Source organism: Alcanivorax sp. HI0044, assembly GCF_001634945.1.
In genome coordinates, this window is record NZ_LWEZ01000124.1 from 1 (window position 1) to 768 (window position 768).

Consider the following 768-nt stretch of genomic DNA (forward strand, 5'->3'; position numbering starts at 1 on the left):
TAATATGGGCGGCATGGCCGGCCTGCTCGACAAGCTGCCGGGCATGGGCGGGATGATGGAAGCGGCCCAGGATCCGGCTGCCATGAAACAGATGAAGCACATGGAGGCCCTGATTGATTCCATGACCCCCAAAGAGCGCCGTAACCCGGATCTGCTTAAAGGCTCTCGCAAGAAGCGCATTGTCGCTGGCGCAGGTCTGGAGATTCAGGACCTGAACCGCCTCATCAAGCAGCAGAAGATGATGGCCAAGATGATGAAGAAGATGCGCACCAAGGGTGGCATGAAGAACATGATGCGAGGCATGGAAGGCATGATGGGCGGCGGCGGCCAGGGCGGTCCGGGTGGCGGCATGCCCCCGGGCGGCATGGGCGGCCCAGGCGGCATGCCGCCGATGTGAGGTAGTGCATCACGCTGCACGCTTCATGAAACAACGCGGGCAGAGCGGGTGGGGACTCCACCTCTCTGTCCGCGTTGCGTTTGGGGGGCTGTGAAACCGTGTTGCGCGGAGCTTGTTGCGTGGTGCATCTCCCTGTATAATTCGCGCCCTTCGCGGCCTCTCCGTGCTTTTCACGGGTGGCTTTCAAGCGGATACGATGGTCAGGCTGTCCTTTTCGATGGCCGGGCCGGGAAACCGGATTGATAAAAAGGTACGTAAACCATGGTAATTATTCGTCTCGCTCGCGGCGGTTCCAAGAAGCGCCCGTTCTATAGCATCGTTGTTGCTGATAGCCGTAACGCCCGTGATGGTCGTTTTATCGAGCAGCTGGG

Annotated in this window: 1 protein-coding gene and 1 pseudogene; both read left to right on the top strand. The window is 59.8% G+C overall.

Annotation, left to right across the window (positions count from 1 at the left end):
- A pseudogene (locus A3730_RS01520) lies at window positions 1–397 on the top strand (signal recognition particle protein); the annotation flags it as partial.
- 261 nt (window positions 398–658) lie between these two features.
- Window positions 659–768 (top strand): 30S ribosomal protein S16 (gene rpsP / locus A3730_RS29360; RefSeq protein WP_082872219.1); only part of this gene is annotated, 110 nt, incomplete at its 3' end.